This window comes from Kitasatospora sp. RG8 (genome assembly GCF_017813315.1).
GTDB lineage: Bacteria > Actinomycetota > Actinomycetes > Streptomycetales > Streptomycetaceae > Kitasatospora.
The window spans coordinates 20,350-42,572 of record NZ_JAGIYX010000003.1 but is presented as its reverse complement, the minus strand read 5'-3'; the positions used below and the strand labels follow the sequence as shown (position 1 = coordinate 42,572).

23 protein-coding genes are annotated in these 22,223 nt (G+C 74.8%); 9 read left to right on the top strand and 14 right to left on the bottom strand.

The window, feature by feature from the left end:
• The first annotated feature begins 26 nt into the window (after positions 1 to 26).
• A complete protein-coding gene (locus tag J5Y04_RS05530) occupies positions 27 to 677 on the top strand; it encodes a DUF4360 domain-containing protein (RefSeq protein WP_209410673.1) in 651 nt (216 codons plus the stop codon).
• A gap of 248 nt (positions 678 to 925) precedes the next feature.
• On the opposite strand, the gene J5Y04_RS05525 is transcribed toward J5Y04_RS05530, so the two are convergent.
• The 10 genes from J5Y04_RS05525 to J5Y04_RS05480 form a co-directional block, all read right to left on the bottom strand.
• Entirely contained in the window at positions 926 to 1,348 is a 423-nt protein-coding gene (locus J5Y04_RS05525; protein WP_209410671.1) for a hypothetical protein, read from the bottom strand.
• Positions 1,345 to 2,073, bottom strand: coding sequence for a class I SAM-dependent methyltransferase (locus tag J5Y04_RS43450; RefSeq protein ID WP_209410670.1), 729 nt, complete (start codon positions 2,071 to 2,073; stop codon positions 1,345 to 1,347). The genes J5Y04_RS05525 and J5Y04_RS43450 overlap by 4 nt, the downstream gene beginning before the upstream one ends.
• A 224-nt stretch (positions 2,074 to 2,297) precedes the next feature.
• A complete protein-coding gene (locus J5Y04_RS05515; RefSeq protein ID WP_209410669.1) occupies positions 2,298 to 3,077 on the bottom strand; it encodes a DUF2071 domain-containing protein in 780 nt (259 codons plus the stop codon).
• A 2-nt stretch (positions 3,078 to 3,079) separates the two neighbouring features.
• Entirely contained in the window at positions 3,080 to 4,129 is a 1,050-nt protein-coding gene (locus J5Y04_RS05510) for a DUF3419 family protein (RefSeq protein ID WP_209410667.1), read from the bottom strand.
• Positions 4,126 to 4,542, bottom strand: coding sequence for a DoxX-like family protein (locus J5Y04_RS05505; RefSeq protein WP_209410665.1), 417 nt, complete (start codon positions 4,540 to 4,542; stop codon positions 4,126 to 4,128). The genes J5Y04_RS05510 and J5Y04_RS05505 overlap by 4 nt, the downstream gene beginning before the upstream one ends.
• Before the next feature lie 619 nt (positions 4,543 to 5,161).
• The gene (locus J5Y04_RS05500) at positions 5,162 to 8,134 is read right to left on the bottom strand and encodes an aminotransferase (RefSeq protein WP_209410664.1); all 2,973 of its coding nucleotides are present in this window, start codon (positions 8,132 to 8,134) and stop codon (positions 5,162 to 5,164) included.
• A gap of 58 nt (positions 8,135 to 8,192) precedes the next feature.
• The gene (locus tag J5Y04_RS05495; RefSeq protein WP_209411064.1) at positions 8,193 to 8,633 is read right to left on the bottom strand and encodes an Lrp/AsnC family transcriptional regulator; all 441 of its coding nucleotides are present in this window, start codon (positions 8,631 to 8,633) and stop codon (positions 8,193 to 8,195) included.
• A gap of 272 nt (positions 8,634 to 8,905) precedes the next feature.
• The gene (locus J5Y04_RS05490; RefSeq protein ID WP_209410662.1) at positions 8,906 to 9,100 is read right to left on the bottom strand and encodes a hypothetical protein; all 195 of its coding nucleotides are present in this window, start codon (positions 9,098 to 9,100) and stop codon (positions 8,906 to 8,908) included.
• Positions 9,101 to 9,247: 147 nt separating this feature from the next.
• Positions 9,248 to 9,868, bottom strand: coding sequence for a restriction endonuclease (locus tag J5Y04_RS05485; RefSeq protein ID WP_245204355.1), 621 nt, complete (start codon positions 9,866 to 9,868; stop codon positions 9,248 to 9,250).
• A 267-nt stretch (positions 9,869 to 10,135) separates the two neighbouring features.
• Entirely contained in the window at positions 10,136 to 10,597 is a 462-nt protein-coding gene (locus J5Y04_RS05480; protein ID WP_245204354.1) for an NTP pyrophosphohydrolase, read from the bottom strand.
• 229 nt (positions 10,598 to 10,826) lie between these two features.
• Here J5Y04_RS05480 and J5Y04_RS05475 point away from each other — a divergent pair, with 229 nt between their 5' ends.
• The gene (locus tag J5Y04_RS05475; RefSeq protein ID WP_245204353.1) at positions 10,827 to 11,261 is read left to right on the top strand and encodes a hypothetical protein; all 435 of its coding nucleotides are present in this window, start codon (positions 10,827 to 10,829) and stop codon (positions 11,259 to 11,261) included.
• A gap of 76 nt (positions 11,262 to 11,337) precedes the next feature.
• Here the strand turns inward: J5Y04_RS05475 and J5Y04_RS05470 are convergent, their stop codons facing one another.
• The gene (locus tag J5Y04_RS05470; RefSeq protein WP_209410660.1) at positions 11,338 to 12,813 is read right to left on the bottom strand and encodes an MFS transporter; all 1,476 of its coding nucleotides are present in this window, start codon (positions 12,811 to 12,813) and stop codon (positions 11,338 to 11,340) included.
• Positions 12,814 to 12,999: 186 nt separating this feature from the next.
• Here J5Y04_RS05470 and J5Y04_RS05465 point away from each other — a divergent pair, with 186 nt between their 5' ends.
• The 3 genes from J5Y04_RS05465 to J5Y04_RS05455 all read left to right on the top strand — a co-directional run bounded on the left by J5Y04_RS05465 (position 13,000) and on the right by J5Y04_RS05455 (position 15,628).
• Positions 13,000 to 13,350: a YciI family protein gene (locus tag J5Y04_RS05465; RefSeq protein ID WP_209410659.1), complete on the top strand. Its 351-nt coding sequence runs from the start codon at positions 13,000 to 13,002 to the stop codon at positions 13,348 to 13,350.
• A gap of 12 nt (positions 13,351 to 13,362) precedes the next feature.
• Complete coding sequence (locus J5Y04_RS05460; RefSeq protein WP_209410658.1) at positions 13,363 to 14,631, top strand: RNA polymerase sigma factor; 1,269 nt, start codon at positions 13,363 to 13,365, stop codon at positions 14,629 to 14,631.
• A 304-nt stretch (positions 14,632 to 14,935) separates the two neighbouring features.
• Positions 14,936 to 15,628, top strand: coding sequence for an ester cyclase (locus tag J5Y04_RS05455; protein WP_209410657.1), 693 nt, complete (start codon positions 14,936 to 14,938; stop codon positions 15,626 to 15,628).
• Between the two features lie 231 nt (positions 15,629 to 15,859).
• Here J5Y04_RS05455 and J5Y04_RS05450 read toward each other — a convergent pair whose 3' ends face one another.
• Positions 15,860 to 16,438 (bottom strand): TetR/AcrR family transcriptional regulator, encoded by a 579-nt coding sequence (locus J5Y04_RS05450; protein WP_209410656.1) that lies wholly within the window; start codon positions 16,436 to 16,438, stop codon positions 15,860 to 15,862.
• Positions 16,439 to 16,598: 160 nt separating this feature from the next.
• Here J5Y04_RS05450 and J5Y04_RS05445 point away from each other — a divergent pair, with 160 nt between their 5' ends.
• From J5Y04_RS05445 to J5Y04_RS05435, 3 genes are all read left to right on the top strand, one after another.
• A complete protein-coding gene (locus tag J5Y04_RS05445) occupies positions 16,599 to 17,360 on the top strand; it encodes an SDR family NAD(P)-dependent oxidoreductase (protein ID WP_245204352.1) in 762 nt (253 codons plus the stop codon).
• A gap of 174 nt (positions 17,361 to 17,534) precedes the next feature.
• Positions 17,535 to 17,867, top strand: a complete 333-nt coding sequence (locus J5Y04_RS05440; RefSeq protein ID WP_209410655.1) for a metalloregulator ArsR/SmtB family transcription factor — start codon at positions 17,535 to 17,537, stop codon at positions 17,865 to 17,867.
• Positions 17,864 to 18,589 (top strand): DUF2071 domain-containing protein, encoded by a 726-nt coding sequence (locus J5Y04_RS05435; protein ID WP_209410654.1) that lies wholly within the window; start codon positions 17,864 to 17,866, stop codon positions 18,587 to 18,589. Before J5Y04_RS05440 ends, J5Y04_RS05435 begins: the two co-directional genes overlap by 4 nt.
• A gap of 170 nt (positions 18,590 to 18,759) precedes the next feature.
• Here J5Y04_RS05435 and J5Y04_RS05430 read toward each other — a convergent pair whose 3' ends face one another.
• Positions 18,760 to 19,572, bottom strand: a complete 813-nt coding sequence (locus J5Y04_RS05430) for an SDR family NAD(P)-dependent oxidoreductase (RefSeq protein ID WP_209410653.1) — start codon at positions 19,570 to 19,572, stop codon at positions 18,760 to 18,762.
• Between the two features lie 155 nt (positions 19,573 to 19,727).
• On the opposite strand from J5Y04_RS05430, the gene J5Y04_RS05425 reads away from it, so the two are divergent.
• Positions 19,728 to 20,579, top strand: a complete 852-nt coding sequence (locus J5Y04_RS05425; protein WP_209410652.1) for an SAM-dependent methyltransferase — start codon at positions 19,728 to 19,730, stop codon at positions 20,577 to 20,579.
• Positions 20,580 to 20,741: 162 nt separating this feature from the next.
• Here J5Y04_RS05425 and argG read toward each other — a convergent pair whose 3' ends face one another.
• On the bottom strand, positions 20,742 to 22,187 hold the full coding sequence (gene argG, locus J5Y04_RS05420) for an argininosuccinate synthase (RefSeq protein WP_209410651.1): 1,446 nt from the start codon (positions 22,185 to 22,187) through the stop codon (positions 20,742 to 20,744).
• Positions 22,188 to 22,223 lie beyond the last annotated feature (36 nt).

The following is a 22,223-nucleotide window of genomic DNA, read 5'->3' as shown; positions in this document are numbered from 1 at the left end:
CGGCGGGAAAGCGGAAGGATACGCCCGTGACCGTACGCGTCCTGGCCGTCGGCGGCGCAGCCGCGGCCCTGCTCGTCACCCAGCTCGCCGGAGCCGCCTCCGGCACCGGCTGGTCCACACCTCCGCCCGACAAGATCGTCATCGACGTGGCCACCGTCAACGGGTCCGGCTGCCCGGCCGGAACGGCCGCCGTCGCGGTCTCGCCGGACAACACCGCCTTCACGGTGACGTACAGCGACTACATCGCCCAGGTCGGCGTCGGCTCCAAGCCCACCGACTTCCGCAAGAACTGTCAGCTCAACCTGAACGTCCACGTCCCGCAGGGCTTCACCTACGCCATCGCCTCCGCCGACTACCGGGGCTTCGCCCACCTGGAGAAGGGAGCGACCGCACTCCAGAAGGCCAGCTACTACTTCCAGGGCTCGCCGCAGACCGCCTCGCGCAGCCACCAGTTCGCCGGGCAGCTCGACAACGGCTGGCAGGTGACCGACACCGTCGCGGTCGAGGCCCTGGTCTGGGCGCCCTGCGGGGAGCTGCGCAACTTCAACATCAACACCGAGCTCAGGGTGAGCGCCGGCACGTCGGACCCGTCCAAGACCACCAGCTTCATGACGATGGACTCCACCGACGGCAGCATCAACACCCTCTACCACCTCGCCTGGAAGCGGTGCCCCTGACCAAGGCCTCTCCAAGGCCCGCCAAGGCCTCTCCAAGGCCCGCCAAGGCCTCTCCAAGGCCCCACCAAGGCCCCACCAAGGCCCCTCCAAGGCCCGGCCGTAGTGCCGTCGGCCCCGCCGTAGGCTCCCGGGTTCAGCCGTAGAGCCCCCGAGGATCCGTCCGCGCCCGCCCGTGCCCCGGCGGGTGGGCGCGGACGGTCGGCCGGCACCCCGGTGGGCGCCCCGGCGGGTGCGGGGCCCCGGGCCGACTACAGGACCCGCCACAGCGCGCACGCGAACACCGCCGTCACCCACGTCCACAGCACCGCGAACGCGACGTGGCCCAGGGTGCGAAGCGGGTCGCCGCGCCAGAGCCGGGACGGGAACACGGTGAACTGGAAGAGCCACCGGGCACCCCAGAACACCGTCTGGCCGGCCAGCAGCGCGGTGGCCAGCGGCGTACCCGCGAGGAGCTCGCCGGCCAGCAGGAGCGGCAGCAGGCCCAGCAGCACGCAGGTGAGGCCGATGAAGAAGAGGTGCGCCCAGGAGACCCGGCGGGTCATCAGCGTGGTCCCGTCCAGGTCGGCCGGCCATCCGATCACGCGCGGCAGCGCCGCGTGGAACAGGCCGACGCCCACCAGCACGGCGCCGACGAGCCGCAACTGCACAGCGAGGTCGAGGAGTCCGTTCATGCCCCGGCCCGCCGGAACGCGAACGCGGTGACCAGGCCGGCGATCCGCCGCTCCGCCGCCAGGCTCAGGCCCGCCCCGGCGGCGTGGCCGAGCCAGGTGGAGCGCGACAGGAAGTGCAAGGCGCCGGGACCGTAGACGGCGGAGTTCGCGGCGTCGCGCAGGTGCTCGACCACGACGAACGCACCCCCGGGCCGCAGCACCCTGGCGGCTTCGGCGAACAGCGCGGCGCGGTCCGCGGGCCGGCGCAGCTCGTGGGCCGAGAACACGGCGAGCACGGAGTCCAGCGAGGCGGTCGCGGCGGGCAACGCCCCCGGCCGGGCGGGCAGGCTGCCGGGCACCGGCGGCACCCGGCGGCGCGCCCGGTGGATGGAGCCTTCCGTCATCAGCGCCGGGTCGTACAGGTCCGCGGTCCGCTGGGGCGCGGCCGGGTGGCGTGCCGCGACGGGCCGGCTCGCCTCGTCGAGGCCCGTGGCGACCACGAGATGCCGGCCGGGACCCTCCGGCAGGAGGTCGTCGAGCCAGGCGTAGCCGTGGAGTCCGGAACGGTCGTAGACGCACCAGGTGGCGGCGGTGGCGGCGGCGAGCAGCCAGCCCGCCGTGAGCGCGCCCGCGCGGACGAGCCGGGCCGCCGGGCGGGGCAGCCACCGGGCCAGCGCCCAGCCCCCGCCGGCCGCGAGAGCCCCGGCGGCGTACAGCGGCCAGTTGTAGCCGACCACCTCGCGCACCCCGGAGGGACGGTGGGGCCGGCCGGCGTCGGTCGTCGTGGATCCGGCTGCGTTCGCGGATCCGGCGCTGCTCGCAGGCCGGGTGGCCCCTGCGACCGCGGTGACCTCTGCGACCCCGGTGACCGCGGCGGCCCCGGCAGCCTCTGCGGCCGCGCCGGGCGCGGCACCGGCAGGCTCCTGCCGACGGACCTCGTGCGGCTCCCGGCCCACCGGGCGGACGCCGCTCACCGGACTCCCCCGTCGAGGGCGCGGCGGCTGCCCGCCTGCCACCCGTAGTCGAGGTCCGCGACGTGGAAGGCGTTGGCGAGCACCGGCCGGCTGCCGGCCAGTGGGCCGTGGTCGAAGAACGTCAGCCGCGGCACCTCCACCGAGACCGGCACCGGCTCCCAGTGGGCACGGACGGCCTTGACGACGATCATCGACCGGGTCTGCGGCTCGTACTCGAAGGTGTAGGGGAGGGGGCCGGCGAACCGGCGGGCGGCCCGGGCGTCGGCGAACGGGCTGCCGGGCGGCAGCGGCGCCGGGCCGCCCGCCAGGTCGGCCCGGACGTGCAGGTCGGCCAGGCCGTCGGCGCTGCACACCTTGAACTCCAGCGTCGAGCCGACGACCCGGCTGCCGATCCGGGCGAGCCGGTAGTGGTAGCGGGAGAACAGGTTGCCGCCCGCGACCATCAGCCGGTGGCCGGTGTCGCTGCGCAGGATGCGCAGGCCGCGCATGGTCCGGCCGCCGGGGGTGGGGAAGCGGGTGAAGACCCGGTAACCGGTGAGCACGCAGTCCGCGCCGAGCCGGGCCGGCAACCCGGCCGGGCGCAGGCCGCGGGCGTCCACCACGGCGGCCGCGACGAAGCCGTGCTCGGTGCCGCCGGGATCCGTGTACGTGTCCAGGGTGAGCCCCGGCGGTACCAGCGGCTCCAGCCGCTCGGGCGGCAGCGCGTAGGTGAGGACGAGCGAGTGCGCGAAGTGGGTGCGCATCGGGAGGGGGTGGCGTTGCAGCAGGTGGCGCACGGTCAGGCCCTTCGGGAGGCGGGGCGGGCGGGGGTTCGCGGCCGGACCACCCGGACGACGCCCCAGAGCAGTGAGCGGTCCTCGGCGGCGGCGCCGGGGCCGGCGGGGCCCGGCTCACGGATGCTGCGCAGGACGACGACCCCGCCGGGCCGCACGGCGTGCCGGACGGCGGTGCGCAACCGCCGGGCGAACGCGGGGCCGGGCCCGTCCAGCACGTTGGAGAGCGTCACCGCGTCGTAGTGGCCGGCCGGGGAGCGCTCCAGGTGGTCGACGACGTCCCCGGCGAGCAGCCGGATGGTCCCCTGGGTCGGCCCGGCCGTGGCCGCCCCACCACCGGGGAGGTCACCTTCGGGCAGGTCGCGCCCGGGCAGGTCGCGTCCGGTCAGGTCACGCCCACGAGGTTCGCCGCCGGGCATTTCGTGGCCGAGCAGCAGCCGCCAGGCCCAGGGGTTGGCGGCATTGGGGTGCCGGGCGAAGCCACGGGCGAGCCGGGCGCGCAGCACGGCGTCGAAGCGCGCCGGCACGACGCCGCGGAAGGGCGGCCGCAGCCCGACGGCCAGGGCTCCGGCGGGCCGGAGCGAGGCGGCGAGGAACAGTCGCAGACCGGGGCCGTCGAGCGTGCGCCGCCATTGCCGGGCCTGCTCGGCCGGGTCGTCCAGGCGCAGGAACCGCTCCAGTGCGGACGGGCGCCAGGCGGGTAGCAGCGCGCCGGCGGCGGCGCGGCCGGTGGCGAGCAGGCGCTCGGCCGAGCCGGGGACGGCCGGGGCTCCGGCCTGGAGCCGGCCGCGGGCGTAGTCGAGCTGGGCGGGGTTGAGGTCGACGGCCGTGACGTCGTAGCCGGCGGCGGCGAGCGCGGCGGCGGTGTCCCCGGCCGAGGCGATGCAGAGCACCCGCGCCGCGGGTGGCGGGAAGGCGGCGAGCTCGACCGCCGGGTCCTCGTACATCCGGCCGAACAGGACGCGCGGCTGCCGAGGCTGGACGGTGAGCAGCCGGCCCTCCGCCCACGGGGTGCCCGCGCCGGCGGCGGTGCGGGCGGCGGTGCGGGCGGTCATACGGCGGCCGCCGCGGGGTGCGCGGGCGTGGCCGCGGGTGCCGGGCGTTCGGCGGCGACCGTCCAGATCAGGGCGAGGAAGGCCAGGTCCTGGACGACCAGCCGGCCCGGCTCGGGGATGTGGTCGGCCCCGACGAGCAGGCCGCCGGTGTTGAAGCCGACCACCAGCACGGTCTGCACCAGCGCGGCGAGCCGGCGCCGGCGCCCGCTCAGCACCCAGGCGCCGAGGGCCAGTTCGGCCAGGCCGATGGCGACGAGCAGCACGGTGGCGGCGCCCTCGGGCAGCAAGGGCAGGCCCTCGACGATGGCCCGCTGGTCGGCGCGGCCGGGGAAGATCTTGCACCAGAGGCCCTCGTACCCCCACATCAGTGCGATCGCGAGGGCGGCGCAGCGGCTCTGCCAGGTTGTCGGCACGGCGGACGGTCCTTTCTGCCGCCGCCCGGGCAGGGGCGTGCACCGGGGCGCGGCGGGGTACGACGAGGCGGCCCGGCGCCCGTGCTCGGGGCCGGTCGCTCCCGCTCGCGATCATCATGGCGCACGCGTTTGAACATGTTCAACTCCGGGTCGGACGTCTCCCCGGAGGTCTCCCCGGACGGCCCCCGGATCCACCCGGATGGCCCTGGACGTCTCCCGGATCCACCCGGATGGCCCTGGACGGCCCCCGGATCCACCCGGGCGGCCCGCACGGCGGGCAGGCGATTGCCGCCGTGCCCTCGGGCCGGTCCGTCGCAGGCCCGCCCGCATCCGGACTGACGGCCTGTCCGGCCGGCGGTGCCGCGTCGGCGGGCTCCCCGGGGGTCTCCAGGGCGCCGGGGACCGTTCGGGCCGCGCCCAGTTGACCAGGAGGCGGGGGCCGAGGCCCCGACGACGACGGCTGCGTGGACCTCCGTGATCTGCGAGTGGAACAGCCGGCCCGCCGTGGCGCCGAGTGCCGGCCCGGTGAGCGCCGCGAGGACGTCCGCCGGAGGGTCGACGTACTGGCTGAACCTCGGCCGGGTCCTCGCCGTGGTCCTGAGTCTCCGCAGTCGGGTGGTCAGAGCCCGCGCGGGCCCGGGGACAGTTCGGTGAGGGCGCGGTCGAGCATGTCGGCGAAGAAGTCGGCGGCCGCGCGGTCGATGCACAGCGGCGGCTTGATCTTGAGGACGTTGAGGTGGTCCCCGGTGGGCTGGACGACGACGCCCAGTTCGAGCATCCGGTCGCAGAGCTCCGCGGTCTCCTCGGGGGCGGGTTCGAGGGTGACCCGGTCGCGGACGAGCTCGACGCCCAGGTAGAGGCCCGCGCCGTGGACGGCGCCGATGACGGGGTGGCGGTCCGCGAGGGCGCGGAGCCGGTTGCGCAGGTGGGTGCCGACGCGCAGCGCGTTGCCCTGGAGGTCCTCGTCCCGCAGGGTGTCGAGGACGGTGAGGCCGGCGATGCTGGAGACGGGGCTGCCGCCGGTGGAGGAGAAGAAGTAGCCCTGGTCGCGGTAGCGGTCGGCGACCGCGCGCGAGGTGATGACGGCGCCCAGCGGATGGCCGTTGCCCATGGCCTTGGCCACCGTCACGATGTCGGGCACCACGCCCTGCTGCTCGAACCCCCAGAACCAGCTGCCGAGCCGGCCGTACCCGACCTGGATCTCGTCCGCGATCGTCAGACCGCCGTGGCGCCGCACCGCCGCGTACACCTGCCGGAGGTAGCCGTCGGGCAGGGCCACCGCTCCGGCGTTGCCGTAGAAGGACTCCGAGACGAAGGCGCCGGGTGCCCGGCCGGACGCCGCGAGGTCGTCGACCACCCGCACCGCGTCGCCCGCGTACGCGGTGGCGTCGGCACCGCGGTGACGGCCGCGGTACGGGTTGGGCGAGTCCACGGTGTGGACCCAGGCCGGGCGGCTGGTCAGCGCGTTGGGATTGTCGGCCACCGAGGTGGAGACGGCGTCCGAGGCGTACGTCCAGCCGTGGTAGGCCTCGCGGAGCGCCACGACGTCGTGGCGTCCGGTGGCGCCGATGGCCAGCCGCAGGGCCAGGTCGACCGCCTCGGAGCCCGAGTTGACCAGGAACACCGTGTCGAGCGGCTCGGGCAGCAGGGCGGCCAGCCGCTCGGTGAACTCCACCACCGAGGCGTAGTGGAACCGCGAGTTGGTGTTCAGCCGCCGCAACTGCCGGGACACGGCCTGCTCCACGCGCGGGTGCGCATGGCCGAGCGGCGTGACGTTGTTGACGATGTCGAGGTAGACCCGGCCGTCGGTGGACACCAGGTGGTGCCGCCAGCCGCGTTCGATGCGCGGCGGGTCGTCGTAGTAGTGCTCCTGCACGTCGGCGAAGGAGGCGCCGCGCCGGCCGAGCAGCTCCGCCGACGAGGTCGTGCCGCTGGTCGCCGCCAGGCCGAGGAGGCCGGCGGGATCGGCGGTCAGGGCGAGCCAGCCGGCCGCGTACTCGGGCCGCACCAGGGCGGGCACCTCGGGGCTCTGCCGACGCCGCAGCGCGAGGTGTACGCGCGTCCCGGCGGGCAGCTCCGCCAGCGGGTCGCCGGCACGCAGGGGTTCGCCGGCGCGCACCCCGGGGGCGGCCGGGCCGTCCCAGGAGACGTCCAGCAGGTGGAGGCCGCAGCCGATGGTCGCCCGGCCGGGCGAGGCGGTGAGCACCTCGCCGTCGCGGGGCGCCTGGAGGCCGGCCGGGCCGCCCAGCCAGAGGTCGACACCCGTCGCGACGGTCGCGGGGGAGTCGGCGGACAACGGGGTGGCGGCGGTGAGCCGCGGCCGGCCGTACCGGGTGGCGACGGCGGCGCTGCCCTGGGCGAGCAGGTCGGCCGCGAGCCGGCCCTCGGCGCCGGGCTCCAGCCAGGCGCCGTGGTCCATGGCGTCGGCCTCCGTCGACAGGTCGAGCAGGGCGATCCCGTCCGGGGCGAGGCCCGCCACCAGCGGACGGCCGACGGGCAGCGAGGGGGCCGGCCGCGCGGGGAGGCCGAGCGCGTCGGCGACCAGGCCCGCCATCACCGCGGACGGCACCGAGACGGCCTGCTCGAAGATCCGCCACTCGCCGGCGAGCGCCGCGTTGACGTAGGCGTTGTCGCCGTCGACGTCGGCCTGCTGGCGGCCGCTGACGACCAGTGCGGCCGCGCGCAGCACGACCAGCGGCCACAGCGCCGCCGCCTCCTCCGCGAACAGCGGGCGCACGGCGTGGAAGGCCCGCACGGCGGGCAGGACGTGGTGCGGCTCCGCGCCGGTGTGGTGCAGTACGGAGGACAGGCACACGGCGAGCTCGGCGACTGCCCAACTGTGCGTCAGGTCGCCGAAGTCGATGATCCCGTCGGGGAGGCCGGCGCGGCTGCCGGGCGAGCGGACCAGGTTGTCGTCGGTGAGGTCGAGGTGCACGGCCTGCCGGGGCAGCGCGTCGCGGACCTCGCCGAGGCCCGCCCAGGCCCCGGCCGTGGCGGCCTCCACGGCGGCGCGCCGGTCCGCCTCGGCGACGTGGTGGAGCAGGCCGCCGACCACCCGGTCGGCGTACTGCGGGTCCCACTGCAGGACCCGCTCCAGCCCGGGGTGGCGGAAGTCGCGGAGCGTCGTGCCGACCCGGCCGGCGATGGAGCCCATGGCCGACACCGTCCGCGGGGACAGGTGGCGGGGCCCGGAGAGGGCTCCGCCCGGCAGGAAGCGCAGCAGCCGCGCGGTGACCGGCCCGTCCTCGGTGACGACGGTGGCCGCCCGCCGGGCCCCCGCGGGGTCGCGCAGGACGGTTGCCACCCGCAGCCCGGGGTGCGCCTCGGCGACCAGGTCGGCGGCGGCGTCCTGCGCCGCCGTCTCGGTCGCGCTGAACGCCGGATTGGCGATCTTGAGCACGGCGACGGCCGTGCCGCCGTCGCCCTGGCGCAGCAGGAAGTTGGTGTCCTGCTGGCTGCCGAGGGCGTCGGCGTGCACGGTGAGCCCGAAGTGCTCGGCGGCGATGCGGCGCGCGTCGGACCCGCTCACGCGCGGGGCGGGCAGGGCCTTGCGGGCGAAGAAGTCGACGCCGGAGGGCTGCTCGTGGGGCATGCGGGAGTCCTTGTCCTGGGTGAACGGCTCGGCGGGGAGGGAGGGCCCGGTGCGGGCCTCAGCCCACGTCCCAGAGGAACCGGTGGGTGTGGATCCCGAAGTAGGGGAAGTTGTCGACCGCCGTGACGCCCTCGACCGGGCGCACCACGTCGTTGATGAAGTCCAGCAGCGCGGCCGGGCTGTGGCAGACGACCTCGGTGAACAGGTCGAAGGCGCCCGAGGTCAGGACGGCGTAGACGACCTCGTCGTGCCGGGAGAGCGCATCGGCCACCGCCCGCGGATCGCCGTCCACCCGGATGCCCAGCAGCGCCATGGCCTGGCCGCCCATCGCCACCGGGTCGGTCACCCCGACGACCTGGACCACCTTGGCGTCGATCAGCCGCTGCAACCGCTGTCGGGCCGCCGACGGCGACAGCCCGACCTTGGGCCCCAGCTCGGCGTAGGGGATGCGGCCGTCCGTCTGGAGCTCACGCAGGATCGCCCGGTCGATCTCGTCCATCCCGCTCACCGCCGCACGGTGGGGTCGGGGCGGCCCGGCAGCCGCCCGGCGGCCGGCCCAGGGGAGCGGAAGGGGTGCATGGCTGGTCCTCCGGTGGGGGGTGCAGGATCGACCCTACGATCGATTCACGCGTCAAGGCAATGCCTGACGCTCGAATCGCGTGTATACCCGGATGAAAACAGCGCCCGGCCCCGGCGCGACGACCGTACGAGCGGCGCCCCCCGCGGTGGGGGCACCGCCCGCAGCGCCCCTCGCGCCGGGCCGGGGCGGCCTCAGAGGGTTGCCTGGGTTACCACGCCGACGAGCCGGAAGATGGTCCGGCCCCATGGCGAGGCGGCGATGAGTACGCCGAACACGACGCAGAGGAAGGCCATGAACCGCTCGTCGGCCCGGCTGCGGGCCTCGGTACGGCGGTTGAGGCGGATGAGGATGATGATGGCGAGTGCCGCCGACGCGCTGATGGTCAACGGTGTATCCCCGTTCTGGTGACTGCGTGACTGCGTGACTGCGTGGGTGTGGGGTGTGGGGGCGGGTGTGTGACTGCGAGGGCGCGTGGTGTGCGGGGCCGTGGGACGGGTGGGGCAAGTGGCTGCGGGAGGGGGAGCCGGGCCGGATCAGTGGTGCCGGCCGGGCCGGGGTGCCGGGACGCGGGGCAGCAGTTCCCAGAGCGGCCGGCCGCCGGCGGCCCAGCGGCCGAGGAGCTCGCGGTCGACCAGGACGACGTCCTGTTCCCGGCCCCACCTCACCGCCGGGCCGGTGAACCTGCCGTTGGTGACGACGACGGGCACCTGGGCCCGGTGCACCCGCTCGTTGGTGCCCACCAGCGCGTACAGCACGCCGACGCCGACCGCCGAGCCGCCGTCCGGGTCCTGTTTGTGCTTGCACTGGAGGACCCAGCGGCGTCCATGCGGGTCCGTCGCCAGGACGTCCGCGCTCTGGTCGCCGCCGCCGCCCACCTGCTCCGCGCGGCACCCGTCGCGGCGCAGGAGGTCCCGTACGGCGAACTCGAAGCCCCGGTGCCCCAGCTGGTCGAGGCCGCCCGGCCCCGTCAGCGCGAGCCGCAGCCGGCGCCGCCGCTCGCGCGCCGCGGCCTCCCGGGCCAGTCGGCTCCGGACCAGCGCCACGCCGACGGCCGCAGCGGCCGCCGACAGCAGCAGCGGCAACCACCAGTGCGCGAACAGCCACCGGAGCAGCGCCGGCACGAAGCCGACGACGACCGCGGCGCCGCACAGCAACAGGACGAGAGACTCACCACCGGACCCACCACCGCTGTTCTTTCCCGACCGTCCCCGACGTGCCGCCGGCCTGCGCGATCCCACCCGGTCCCCTCCGACTCGGTTGCCAGACGAAGGACCCCATGACACCAGCCGCCACGGCCGGCACAGCAGACGCGTGCGGGAGCACACCGAGGGCGCCCGCCGGCGTCCGTCCGCCGGTCTGCGGTCTGCGGTCTGCGGTCTGCGGTCGCCGTCCGCCGGTCGTCGGCCGGTCGCCAGCCGCCCTCAGTCGGCCTGCGGTGCGGACCGGGCGGGCCACACCGCGCGCGGGCCCGTGACCTCGGCGCCGAGGGCGGTGACGCGGGCGCGCAGGCCGCGGTCCGCGGTGACGACAAGGCAGTCCCGCTGCGGCCGACGGGCCAGGGCGTCCCCGACGACCCCGACGATCCGGTCGTCGCCGCTGCCGGCCGCGGCGACGACCTCGACCCCGGGGACTCCCGTGACCCCGCGCGCGGCACCCTCCACGACCAGGACCACCTCCAGCGGTCCGCCGCAGTACCGTTCCGGCGCACCGCCGTGGTCCGCGAGCCCCCTCCGCGCGACGTGCGCCAGCGCGTCCCGCAGCCGTTCCGCCGCCCCCTGCCGGTCCCGCCACCACCCGTCGGGCACCGAACCCACCACATTGGCGGCGTCCACCACCAGCAGCGGCATCCGCCCGCCGGGCCCGCCCGCACCGTTCGCGCTCATGGCCCGCAAGCCTGCCACGCCGCACCCGTCGTCTCGGCGTCCCTCCACGCCGGGCCCGTCCACGTTGGGCCCGTCCACGCGCCCGTCAACGTGGCGCGCGCCGGGGCATCAGGGGCCGCCGCCCGTTGTCGGTGCCGCCCGCTAGCTTGGTCCCGACCGAGCGCGGACGAAGGGGAGAGCGGCCATGGGCGGCAGTACGTGGGAGTACCTCACACCGTATCGGGGGAGCATGGAGGCCACCCTGGAAGCCCTCCACGAGGAGGTCTTCCAGGAGCTCTACGGCGACGGCGCCATGTTCGGCAGCCGCGCCGAGCTCTACGCCGACGAGCAGTACATGGCCGAGGCGGGCACGCACTCGATCCTGGACGTGCGGCACGTCGTCGCCACCACCGAACCCCCGGGCGGGGCCGGCGGCGCTGACTACGGGACGCTGCGCCCCCTGGCCCCCGAGCGGCTGGTGCACCACTTCGGCACCGAACGCCCGACCGTCGAGCAGTACGAGGCCGCGACGGCCCGGGCCCACGAGGCCCTCCTCCGCTGGACCCCGGGCCCGGACACGACGCTCCACGGCGAGCACACCATGCGCTGGACCGGCCGCTACGTGCTCCTCCACACCGACGGTCGGCCCACTCACGTCGGGATCTTCGGCTCCTCCGGGGACTGACCCCCGCCCCCGGCCGGACACCACGCGGACACGAACACGAACACGGACGTGGGTGCGGACACGGGCGGCGGCGGGATCACGCGTCGGTGCGTACCGTCCGCACGGCCCGGGGTTCGGCGGAGGGGCCGGCCTGGCCCGGTCCGCCCTCCCGCGGCGTTCCTGCGTGCCGGGGCGCGAGCAGCGCCGAGACGATGCCGACGACGGCCAGGCCCGCGCCTACCCCGAGGGCGGGTCTGAAGGCGTCGACGAAGGCGTCGGGCGAGCCGTAGACGGCCGGCCCGGTGAAGATCGCCGCGAGGACGGCGACACCGAAGACGCCGCCGAGTTCCCGGATGGCGCTGTTCGTCCCGGACGCGACCCCGGCCTCCTGCTGGGGCACGGACCCCATCACCGCGTTGGCGACGGTCGGGAAGCACATCGACGTTCCGACCCCGGCCACCGTGAGGGCGACGCTCAGCTGGGCGTACCCCATGCCCGGGTGGGCGATCGCGGCGACCCAGCCGAGTCCGGCCGCCTGCATCGCCAGCCCGGCGGCCATGAAGGGGCGGTTGCCGAAGCGCTCGGACAGGGCGCCCGCGACGGGCGCGACCACCACGGGGGTCGCGGTCCAGGGGAGGATCCACAGGCCCGCGGCGAGCGGCGAGTTGCCGAGCCCGATCTGCAGGAACTGCGACATCAGGAAGAGCGCGCCGAACAGCGAGGCGTACATGAAGAAACTGACGCCGTTGGCCGTGGAGAAGCCGCGCAGACGGAACAGGCCGAGCGGGAGCATGGGGTTGCGGGCCCGCCGCTGCCAGGCGAGGAAGCCGGTCACCAGGGCCGTCCCGGCCAGCAGCGAGAGGAGCACCTCGGCGCTGCCCCAGCCGACCGTGCTCGCGCGGACCAGCCCCCAGGTCAGGCCCAGGAAGCCCGTTCCGGCCAGGGCGAGGCCGACGGGGTCGAGGCGCGGCCTGGGGCCGAAGCTCTCGGTCAGCCGGCGCAGCGCGAGCGGGGCCAGGGCGAGCCCGACGGGGACGTTGAGCCAGAAGATCCACTGCCAGGCGAGGCCGTTGGTGATCGCCCCGCCGACGACCGGTCCCATCGCGACCGCGAGACCGGCGATGCCGCCCCAGAGCCCGATGGCCATCCCGCGCTTCTCGGCCGGGAAGGCCTGGCTGATCAGGGTGAGCGTCAGGGGCATCACGATCGCCGCGAAACCGCCCTGCACCGCGCGGGCGGCGATCAGGGCTCCGACGGAGCCGGACATGGCGGCCGCCGCCGAGGCGACGGCGAAGCCGAGGACTCCGATGGCGTACACGCGCCGCCTGCCGAACCTGTCGCCGAGCGCGGCGCCGGTCAGCAGCAGGCAGGCGAAGGCCAGGTTGTAGGCGTTCACCGTCCATTCGAGGTCGGTGAGCTTCGCGCCCAGGTCGGCTCTGAGTACGGGCAGCGCGGTCGTCACCACCAGGGTGTCGAGGGCGACCATGAACAACCCGAGGGAGGCCAGCACCAGGGTCCACGCCTGGCGGGGCCGGGCCGCGGCGGGCGCGCGGGGGAAGTCGTCGTGAGACATGGGGTTCACATCCTCTGCGGATCGGGGGCCGGGTTTCCGGTCTCACCCCTTCGACGGACGGGAGGAGGCCGGATCGACACCGGCCGCAGGAAGATGAGCCCGAGGGCGCTGTCGATTCCGGCGGGTGCCGCACGTCGTACGAGTGGAGGGCCCGGACGGCGGGCCCGAGCGAGAGGGGAGCACGCCATGGCGCAGTACCTGATCCTGATCTACGGGGACGAGGCCTCCTGGGCCGCCGCCCCGCAGGAGACCCTGGCCGAGGCGCACGAGGACCACCGCGCCTTCCAGGAACGCAACAGGACGGCCGTCCTCGGCGGCAACGCCCTGCACTTCACCGAGACGGCCACCTCCGTCCGCAAGGACGGGTCGGGCGGCTTCGCCGTCACGGACGGGCCCTTCGCCGAGACGAAGGAGGCACTCGGCGGCTACTACCTGGTCGAGGCCGCGGACCTCGACGAGGCCATCGGCCTGGCCAAGCAGGTCCCGGTGCACTTCGGCGGCGGCGTCGAGGTGCGTCCCGTCCGGGTGATCGACTGACGGAGGCCGCCGATGGCCACGGACCCGGTGGTCGCCGCCGCGGTCGCGGACGCGCACCGTCGCGAGTGGGCCTTCGTGCTCGCCGCGACCGCGCGCGTCACGCGCGACCTCGACCTGGCCGAGGAGTGCGTGCAGGACGCGTACGCGAAGGCGCTGACGGTGTGGGGCGAGCGCGGCATCCCGCAGCGCCCCGGGGCGTGGCTCACCACGACCGCCCGCAACCGCGCACTGGACGGGCTGCGGCGCGACGCGACCCTGCGCCGGTCGCTGCCGCAGCTCCTCGACCCCGCCGCCGGTCCTGCCGACGGCCCCGCACCGGAGCCGTCCCCGGCGGAGGAGTACCCCGACGACCGGCTGCGGCTGATCTTCACCTGCTGCCACCCGGCCCTCGCCGAGGAGACCAAGGTCGCCCTGACCCTCCGGCTGCTGTGCGGCCTCACCACCGCCGAAGTGGCCAGCGCCTTCCTCGTCAGCGAGCCGGCCATGGCCGCCCGGATCACGCGCGCCAAGAAGAAGATCGCCACCGCGCGCATCCCCTACCGGGTACCGCCCGCCGACGAACTGCCCGAACGCATCGACGCCGTCCTCACCGTGGTGCACCTGCTCTTCACCACCGGGCACACCGCCCCGGCCGGCGACGACCTCGTCCGCCGCGACCTGGTGGAACGGGCCCTCGACCTGGCCCGGATGCTGCGCACCCTGCTGCCCGGGGACTCCGGGGTCGCCGGGCTGCTGGCACTGATCCTGCTGACCGACGCCCGCCGCGAGGCCCGTTCGGCCGACGACGGCCGGCTGCTCCTGCTCGACGAACAGGACCGCACGCGGTGGGACGGCGCCGCGATCGAGGAGGGCCTCGCGCTCGTCCGCGAGGCCCTGCGCCCGAGGCCCCCGGGGCGGTTCGCGCTGATGGCGGCCATCGCCGCCGTCCACGCCGGGGCGCCGAGCTGGCAGGAGACCGACTGGCGGGAGGTCGTCGCCCTCTACGACCTGCTGGTCCGGATCTGGCCGTCACCGGTGGTGGCCCTCAACCGCGCGGTGGCGGTGGGCTTCGCCGACGGCCCGGCCGCCGGACTCGCGGCGCTCGACGCGCTCGCCACCGAACCGCAGCTCGCCGGCTACGGCTACCTCGCCGCCGCCCGCGCCGACCTCCTGCGCCGGCTCCACCGCACCGAGGAGGCGTGGCTGGCCTACCAGGAGGCGCTGCTGCTCACGGAGAACACCGTCGAGCGCGACTTCCTGACCGGCCGCCTCCGGCAGCTGGGGCCGCGCGAGGACGGCTGAGCCGGGGGCCCCCGGATCCGCCGCCGTCGGAGCAGTCGCCGCGGGAGCGCCCGTCCGGCCCCTGGGCGGCCGCCCGCCCGGTCAGCGGGCCGGGCCCCCTTCTTGCGGGTGAGCGGTTCTTGCGGTGGCCGGTTCTGGCGGTGACCGTTCTTGCGGTGGCCGGTACTGGCGGTGACCGGTTCTGGCGGTGACCGGCTGCGGGTGGTGACCGGTTCTTGTGGTGACCGGGCGGCGGCAGGAGGAGAGTGGAAGGCGGCGCGATCGCGGACGGCGGCCAGCAGGGGGAGTGATCGGGAGGTCTGCGATGACCTTTGTACAGATCGTCGAGTGCCGCACGGAGCGGCCGGACGAGCTCAACCGGCTGATGGACACCTGGATCGAGCAGACTCAGGGCCGGCGCACCGCCACCCACGCGATGGTGGGTGCGGACCGGGCGGACGCCCAGCACATCGTGGAGATCGTCGAGTTCCCGTCCTACGAGGCGGCGATGCGCAACTCCGGCCTGCCGGAGACCGACCGGATCTTCCGCGAGATGGTCGCGCTCTGCCAGGAGCCGCCGACCTTCACCAACCTGGACCTGGTCCGCGACGAGCAGCTCCAGAAGGCTGCGGCCCGCCGGCTGCTCGTCGACCCGTCGAGCGGGGACATGTCCGCGCTCGACGAGCTGCTCGCGCCGGACTACCGCGACCACGACCCGTCGATGGACGGCGACACGGTCGGCCCGGCGGCCGTACGGCAGATGATCGAGGGCTACCGGACGGCCTTCGACTTCACCTTCGACATCCAGTCCCAGATCGCCGAGGGGGACCAGGTGGCCACCCGCTGGGTCTGGCGCGGCACCCACATCGGGGAGTTCATGGGCATGCCGGCCAGCAACAAGACCATCGAGGCCGCCGGGATGACGGTGTTCCGCTTCGAGGACGGCATGGTCAAGGAGGGCTGGTGGAGCTGGGACGGCGTCGGAATGATGCGTCAGATGGGCATGATGCCCGGCTGACCGCTCCTCCGCGTCGCACCGGCCCTGCGCCGGTCGATGTCACCTCGGGACGGGCCCTGCCCGCCCGGGGGCGCAGGCGTGCCGTCGTGGGCGCCCCGTCGGTTGGAGCCCCGTCGGGGAGCCCGACCGCGCCGGGCTCGTGATCGCCGGGCCGCCGGAGCCGCCTCGGTCACCGGGGCCGCCGGGCCGAGTGCCGGCGGACGGTCGTCCGCCGGCACTTCCGTGGTGGCATCAGTCCGCTGTTCCGTGCCTGAGCCCGTCCAGGACGAGGTCGAGGAGCCGTTCGGCCTGCTCGCGCTGTTCGGGCTTCCCCGAGGCGAGGGCGACGCCGGTGAGGGCCGCGAACATGTCGCCCGCGCCGATGTCGGACCGGATCGTCCCGGCGGCGGTCGCGGCGTCCAGGAGCGAGGTGAGGGCGGTGATCATCAGCTCGCGGCTGTGGGCGTAGGGGTTGACGCCGGAGTCGACGACGGCGCGAAGGGCCTCGGCCATCCCCAGTTTCGCCGTCGCGTAGTCGATGAAGCGTCCCATCCAGGCGCGGAGCGCCTCACGCGGCGGCATGGCCGCCAGGAGCTCGGGGGCGGCGTCGCACAGCCGGCTCAGTTCGTTGCGGTAGGCGGCCTCGATCAGCGCCTCCCGGGTCGGGAAGTTCCGGTAGAGGGTGCCGGAGCCCACGCCCGCCTCCTTGGCGATGCGTTCGAGGTGCGCGTCCAGCCCCTCCTCGGCGAAGACGCGCACGGCCACGGAGAGGATCTTCTCCCGGTTTCGCCGCGCGTCGGCCCGTAGCGGCCGTCCGGTGCCGGTGGTCATGGGGGGCTCCTTCGCCGTCGGTGCGTTTGCTAAATGGAGGCGCCTCCGCTTAAATCCCAAGAACCGGGGACGCCTCCACTTGGAGAGTGTAAGTCGAGTGCAGGGCGCATCCCCACCGGTGTCCGTACGGTGCGGACGCATCCACCCCGAGGAGAGAACGATGGGCTTCCCGCTCGAAGGCAAGGTTGCCGTGGTCACCGGGGGCGCGTCCGGCGTCGGCCTGGGAATCGCCCGGGAATTCGTGGAGCAGGGCGCCCGCGTGGTCATCACCGACCTGCACCGGGGTCCGCTGGACGCGGCGGTCGCCACGATCGGACCGAACTGCTCCGGCATCGTGGCCGACGTCACCAGGCTCGCGGACATGGAGGCGGCGTACGAGGAGGTCATCGCACGGCACGGGCGCCTCGACGCCGTCGTGGCCAACGCCGGCATCGGCGCACACGCCCCGCTCGGCGCCATCACCGAGGAACAGTTCGACCGGACCTTCGGCGTCAACGCGAAGGGCGTCCTGTTCACCGTCCAGCCGGCGATCGCGCTGCTGCCGCCCGGCGGCACCGTCGTCATCATCGGGTCGACCGCGTCCATCCAACCCCCGGCCGGCATGGGCCTGTACGGCGGCGCCAAGGCCGCGGTGCGCGCCTTCGTCCGGTCCTGGATCCAGGACGTCAAGGGCTCCGGCATCCGCATGAACGTCCTCAGCCCCGGCGCCGTCGACACCGACTCCCTGCGGAACGCCCTCGCCATGGCACAGGGCGCCGACGCCGTCCCCGCCGCGGTGCGGAGGATGGGCGAGGGCAGCCCCACCGGACGGATCGCCGACCCCCGCGAGATGGGCAAGGCCGCGGCCTTCCTCTCCAGTGACGCCTCCAGCTTCATCACCGGAGTGGAGCTCTTCGTCGACGGCGGCATGGCGCAGGTCTGAGGCATGGCACGGGTTCTGAGACGTGGCACGGGTTCTGTTGCGTGGCACAGGTCCGAGGTGTGACGCAGGGCTGAGGCCGCGGGCCGGCCGCCGCCCGCTCCGCGCCGCTTCGGGGGCTCCCGCCGAGCCGGCCGTACTTGTTAGCTACTTAGCCAATCTGCTAAATATGAGGGCGTGACAGAAGCTCAGGACGACGCGGGCGTCTTCCGCGCACTCGCCGATCCGACCAGACGTCAGATCCTGGAGGACCTCCGGGGCGGGGAGCTCGCGGCCGGCGACATCGCGGCCCGGTTCCCGATCAGCGCGCCCTCCGTCTCCCGCCACCTCGGCGTCCTCAAGGGGGCAGGACTGGTCACCGAACGCCGGGACGGCAACCGCATCCTCTACTCGCTCGTCGAGGAGCGCCTGGCGACCTCCGTCGGCCGCTTCCTCAGCGCCGTCTGCCCCGAGCAGATCGTGCTGCGCCACACCAAGTGGCGCTCAGGTGCTCAGAAGGAGGGGTCATGAGACAGCCGAACCTGTCCAGCGTCGTCGAACGCCGGCTGCTGGTGAACTACCGGATCACCCCGGAGGCCGCAGCCCGCCTGCTCCCCGGTGGGCTGCGCCCGCAGCTGGTGAACGGTCACGCGGTCGCGGGGATCTGCCTGCTGCGGCTGGGCGGTGTCCGGCCGGGCTGGGCGCCCCGGGCGTTCGGGCTGCGCAGCGAGAACGCGGCCCACCGGATCGCCGTCGAGTGGGACGGGCCGGACGGCACCGAGACCGGCGTCTACATCCCGCGCCGCGACACCGCCTCCCGGGTCAACGCCTGGGCCGGCGGCCGGATCTTCCCCGGGGAGCACGGCCGGGCCGACTTCGACGTCCACGAGACGGCCGACCGTGTGCACGTCGCCTTCGCGACCCGGGACGGCGCCGCCCGGGCGGACGTCACCGTCGACCTGGCCGACGAACTGCACGGCAGCAGCCTCTTCGCCGGCCTCGCGGAGGCCTCCCGCTTCTTCCAGAACGGTGCCAAGGGCTGGTCGGCCACCAGGGCGAACCGCGGGCTGGACGGAATGGAGCTGCGGACCGGCGCCTGGCACGTCGAGGCGGGCCGCGTCCGCTCCGCCACGTCGTCCTTCTTCGACGACCCGGACCGCTTTCCCCCGAACAGCGCCACCCTCGACTGCGCCCTGGTGATGCGCAACGTCCCCGTCGCCTGGCGCCCGCTCCCGGCCATGGCCGTCGCCTGAGCGCCCCGGTCGGCCCGCGCCTCCCGCCGGCGCCCCCGCGCGAGCCACCTGCCGCGCCGGCCCGGACGGCGGGCCGGTGCCGGGCGGGTCGTGCCGGGAGAGCCGGGCGGGCCGGTGCCCGGCGGCGCGTCCGGCGCCCCCGTCGCACGGGGGAGCGGGTCGGCCGGCCGTCAGTGCGGGCGGCGCGGCTCGATCCGGAAGTCGAAGGCCGTGGTGCCCGGGTCGAGGGCGGTGACCCCGCCGTCGACCGTGAGCACCGCACCGTTCACGTAACCCGCCGCCGGGGACAGCAGCCAGCCGATGGCCGCCGCCACCTCCTCCGGCTCGCCGGGGCGGCCCGCCGGGGTGAGCCGGGTTGCCTCGCGGTACGCCTCGTCGACGCCGCCGGCCAGGCCGTCCCGCTCCGCGAGGCGGGTCATCGGGCGGTCCGCCATCTCGGTGCGCACCCAGCTCGGGCAGACGGTGTTGGCCCGGAGTCCGTCGCGGCCGTAGTCGACGGCGAGCGAGCGGCACAGTTGGAGCAGGGCGGCCTTCGAGGTGGCGTACGCGGCGTTGGCGCTGCCGTTGCGCAGGGCGGAGACGGAGGCGACCGCCACGACGGCGCCCCGCGACCGCAGCAGGTGCGGCAGGGCGGCCCGCAGGAGGAGGAACGGGCCGGTGACGTTGGTGCGCATCACCAGCTCCCAGTCCTCCAGCGCGACGTCCCCCACCGCGCCGCCCCGGCCGACCCCGGCGTTGAGCACGAGCCCGTCGAGCCGGCCGAACCTGGAGACGGCGGCCTCGACGAGGGCCTCGACGTCGTCCGGGTCGGTGGTGTCGGAGACGTGGGCGACCGCACCGGTCTCGCGGGCGACGCGTTCCAGCGGCTCGGGGCGCCGGCCGGAGATCACCACGTGGTGGCCCTCGGCGCGCAGCAGCCGGGCGGTGGCCGCACCGATGCCGGTACCGCCGCCGGTGATGACGACTACACGCTGGTCGGGCATGGGGTTCCTCCCGTGGGGCCGGTGGTGCGCAGACCATCGGATCCTATGCTTACGGGGCGTCAGGTCCGGAGCCAGGTCAGGAGTCCGGCCACCGGGCCCGAGCGGGCCCTGGCTAGGATGAGGTGACTGGACGTCACGGAGTACGGGGAGAGCTCATGCAGGAGGATGCGGTGACCGGCGGGCCGTGGTCGGTGGTGGCGGGGGAGTGGCAGCCGCCGGCGGAGCTCAACACCGGGATCCCGCACCCCGCGCGGATGTACGACTACTACCTCGGCGGCAAGGACAACTTCCCGGCCGACCGGGAGGCCGCCGAGAAGATCATCGCGGTCATGCCCGACGCCCGCCTCGCGGCGCAGAGCAACCGCGACTTCCTCGGCCGCGCGGTGGAGTTCGCGGTCGGCCAGGGGGTGCGCCAGTTCCTGGACATCGGCACCGGGATCCCGGCGGTGGGCAGCACCGGCGAGGTCGCCCACCGGGTGGCCCCCGACGCCCGCGTGGTCTACGTCGACAACGACCCGATCGTCCTCACGCACTCGCGCGCACTGCTGGCCCACCACCCGGTCGGCCACACCACGGTCCTCCACGCCGACCTGCGCGAGCCGGAGGCGATACTCGGCGACCCCGGTCTGAAGGAGGCGATCGACCTCTCCCGGCCGGTGGCCCTGATGCTGGTCGCGGTGATGCACTTCGTCCGGGACGAGGAGGGCGCCGCCGAGACGGTGGCCCGGCTGCGGGACGCCCTGGCCCCGGGCAGCCTGCTGATCCTCTCGCACGGGACCCAGGACTTCATGGCGCCCGAGGCGGCGGCGGAGGCGACGCGGATCTACAACCGGGCGAGCTCCCCGCTGGTGCTGCGGACCGGTGACCAGGTGCGGGAGCTCTTCGGCGACTTCGAGCTGGCCGACCCCGGGCTGGTGCAACTGCCGCTGTGGCGCCCGAAGGAGGAGCTGCCGGACGGCTGGCAGCAGGCGGTCCCCGCCTACGCCGGAGTCGCCGTCAAGCGGTGACCGCAGGGCGCCGCGGCCGGCGCCGCCCCGGGGCCATGTCCCGGCCGGGGCCGCGCCCCGCGCCCGGCGGCAACGTCCGTCGCGGCGCCGCACCGTCCCCACGGGCGACACGGAAACGACGGAGGGGCCCGGCAGATGCCGGGCCCCTCCGTCTGCGGGTCGTCAGTCCGTGCCGGACTCCATGGCGGCGCGGTCGAGCAGCGCCTCGTCACCGGAGACCTCGCCGCGGGAGGCGATGGCCTGGGCACCGCCCTGCGGCATGGCGCCGATCAGCCCGGTCGCGGCGGCCTGGGCGGCACCGACGGCGGGGTTGGCGGAGCCGATCAGGCCGAGCCCGGCGTACTGCTCCAGCTTCGCGCGCGAGTCGGCGATGTCGAGGTTGCGCATGGTGAGCTGGCCGATCCGGTCGACCGGGCCGAACGCCGAGTCCTCGGTGCGCTCCATGGACAGCTTGTCCGGGTGGTAGCTGAAGGCCGGGCCGGTGGTGTCGAGGATCGAGTAGTCCTCGCCGCGCCGCAGCCGCAGCGTGACCTCGCCGGTGACGGCCGTGCCGACCCAGCGCTGGAGCGACTCGCGGATCATCAGGGCCTGCGGGTCGAGCCAGCGGCCCTCGTACATCAGCCGGCCGAGGCGGCGGCCCTCGTTGTGGTACTGGGCGAGGGTGTCCTCGTTGTGGATGGCGTTGACCAGCCGCTCGTAGGCCGCGTGCAGCAGGGCCATGCCGGGCGCCTCGTAGATGCCGCGGCTCTTGGCCTCGATGATCCGGTTCTCGATCTGGTCCGACATGCCCAGGCCGTGGCGGCCGCCGATGGCGTTCGCCTCCATCACCAGGTCGACCGGGGAGGCGAAGGTCTTGCCGTTGATCGTGACGGGGCGGCCCTGGTCGAAGCCGATGGTCACGTCCTCGGTCGCGATCTCGACCGACGGGTCCCAGAACCGCACGCCCATGATCGGGTCGACCGTCTCGACGCCGGTGTTCAGGTGCTCCAGCGTCTTGGCCTCGTGGGTGGCGCCCCAGATGTTGGCGTCGGTGGAGTAGGCCTTCTCGGTGCTGTCGCGGTACGGCAGGTCGTGGGCGAGGAGCCACTCCGACATTTCCTTGCGGCCGCCGAGCTCGGTCACGAAGTCCGCGTCCAGCCAGGGCTTGTAGATCCGCAGGTGCGGGTTGGCGAGCAGGCCGTAGCGGTAGAACCGCTCGATGTCGTTGCCCTTGAAGGTGGAGCCGTCGCCCCAGATCTGGACGTCGTCCTCCAGCATCGCCCGGACCAGGAGGGTGCCGGTGACGGCACGGCCGAGCGGCGTGGTGTTGAAGTAGGAGCGGCCGCCGGAGCGGATGTGGAACGCGCCGCAGGTGAGCGCGGCCAGGCCCTCCTCGACCAGCGCCGCACGGCAGTCGACCAGACGCGCGAGCTCGGCGCCGTAGGCCTTCGCACGGCCGGGAACCGACGCGATGTCGGGCTCGTCGTACTGGCCGATGTCGGCGGTGTAGGTGCAGGGGACGGCGCCCTTGTCGCGCATCCACGCGACCGCGACCGAGGTGTCGAGGCCGCCGGAGAAGGCGATGCCGACGCGCTCGCCGGCGGGAAGGGAGGTGAGGACCTTGGACATGGGAAGAGTATGCATGATGTCGCATGGTCATGCAAG

Excerpts from the sequence above, each read along its gene's own strand:
- J5Y04_RS05525 (WP_209410671.1), bottom strand. The coding sequence starts at position 1,348 with ATGAACGGACTCCTCGACCTCGCTGTGCAGTTGCGGCTCGTCGGCGCC.
- J5Y04_RS05510 (WP_209410667.1), bottom strand. The coding sequence starts at position 4,129 with ATGACCGCCCGCACCGCCGCCCGCACCGCCGCCGGCGCGGGCACCCCG.
- J5Y04_RS05500 (WP_209410664.1), bottom strand. The coding sequence starts at position 8,134 with ATGCCCCACGAGCAGCCCTCCGGCGTCGACTTCTTCGCCCGCAAGGCC.
- J5Y04_RS05495 (WP_209411064.1), bottom strand. The coding sequence starts at position 8,633 with ATGGACGAGATCGACCGGGCGATCCTGCGTGAGCTCCAGACGGACGGC.
- J5Y04_RS05480 (WP_245204354.1), bottom strand. The coding sequence starts at position 10,597 with ATGAGCGCGAACGGTGCGGGCGGGCCCGGCGGGCGGATGCCGCTGCTG.
- J5Y04_RS05475 (WP_245204353.1), top strand. The coding sequence starts at position 10,827 with ATGGAGGCCACCCTGGAAGCCCTCCACGAGGAGGTCTTCCAGGAGCTC.
- J5Y04_RS05470 (WP_209410660.1), bottom strand. The coding sequence starts at position 12,813 with ATGTCTCACGACGACTTCCCCCGCGCGCCCGCCGCGGCCCGGCCCCGC.
- J5Y04_RS05465 (WP_209410659.1), top strand. The coding sequence starts at position 13,000 with ATGGCGCAGTACCTGATCCTGATCTACGGGGACGAGGCCTCCTGGGCC.
- J5Y04_RS05460 (WP_209410658.1), top strand. The coding sequence starts at position 13,363 with ATGGCCACGGACCCGGTGGTCGCCGCCGCGGTCGCGGACGCGCACCGT.
- J5Y04_RS05455 (WP_209410657.1), top strand. The coding sequence starts at position 14,936 with ATGACCTTTGTACAGATCGTCGAGTGCCGCACGGAGCGGCCGGACGAG.
- J5Y04_RS05450 (WP_209410656.1), bottom strand. The coding sequence starts at position 16,438 with ATGACCACCGGCACCGGACGGCCGCTACGGGCCGACGCGCGGCGAAAC.
- J5Y04_RS05445 (WP_245204352.1), top strand. The coding sequence starts at position 16,599 with ATGGGCTTCCCGCTCGAAGGCAAGGTTGCCGTGGTCACCGGGGGCGCG.
- J5Y04_RS05435 (WP_209410654.1), top strand. The coding sequence starts at position 17,864 with ATGAGACAGCCGAACCTGTCCAGCGTCGTCGAACGCCGGCTGCTGGTG.
- J5Y04_RS05430 (WP_209410653.1), bottom strand. The coding sequence starts at position 19,572 with ATGCCCGACCAGCGTGTAGTCGTCATCACCGGCGGCGGTACCGGCATC.
- J5Y04_RS05425 (WP_209410652.1), top strand. The coding sequence starts at position 19,728 with ATGCAGGAGGATGCGGTGACCGGCGGGCCGTGGTCGGTGGTGGCGGGG.
- argG (WP_209410651.1), bottom strand. The coding sequence starts at position 22,187 with ATGTCCAAGGTCCTCACCTCCCTTCCCGCCGGCGAGCGCGTCGGCATC.